The organism is Acinetobacter sp. ANC_7553 (assembly GCF_056779895.1).
The window spans coordinates 1-372 of sequence record NZ_JBWYIV010000056.1; the positions used below are offsets into that span (position 1 = coordinate 1).

At 44.1% G+C, this 372-nt stretch carries 2 pseudogenes; one reads left to right on the plus strand and one right to left on the minus strand.

Annotated elements, in window-relative coordinates:
- A pseudogene (locus AC1M9I_RS14650) lies at nucleotides 1-90 on the minus strand (hypothetical protein); the annotation flags it as partial.
- On the opposite strand from AC1M9I_RS14650, the pseudogene AC1M9I_RS14655 reads away from it, so the two are divergent.
- A pseudogene (locus AC1M9I_RS14655) lies at nucleotides 90-332 on the plus strand (4Fe-4S dicluster domain-containing protein); the annotation flags it as partial. The pseudogenes AC1M9I_RS14650 and AC1M9I_RS14655 sit on opposite strands and share 1 nt — an antisense overlap.
- Nucleotides 333-372: the final 40 nt, after the last annotated feature.

Below are 372 nucleotides of genomic sequence, written 5' to 3' on the forward strand. Positions count from 1 at the left end.
GCCGGCACCCCCATCAAATTGGTGGTCTTCTGCTCGGGTAAATAGGAAGCGTACTTTGATGCGTCCCCATTCATCGACATGGATTTCTTCTAAAATTAACTGATCCATCAATTCCAGTAAACGTTAACCTTCCTCAATGGGATGAGCCTGCTCAGCGCTACTGCCCTGCTGGTGTATACGAAATCATGGAAAATGATGATGGTTCTAAGCGTTTCCAAATTAATGCTGCGAACTGTGTTCACTGTAAGACTTGTGATATTAAAGATCCGTCACAAAATATTACTTGGGTTGTACCTGAGGGTGCGGGTGGTCCGAACTATCCGAATATGTAATCTCGTTTGAGATCAAAAAACCCGCGAAAGCGGGTTTTTT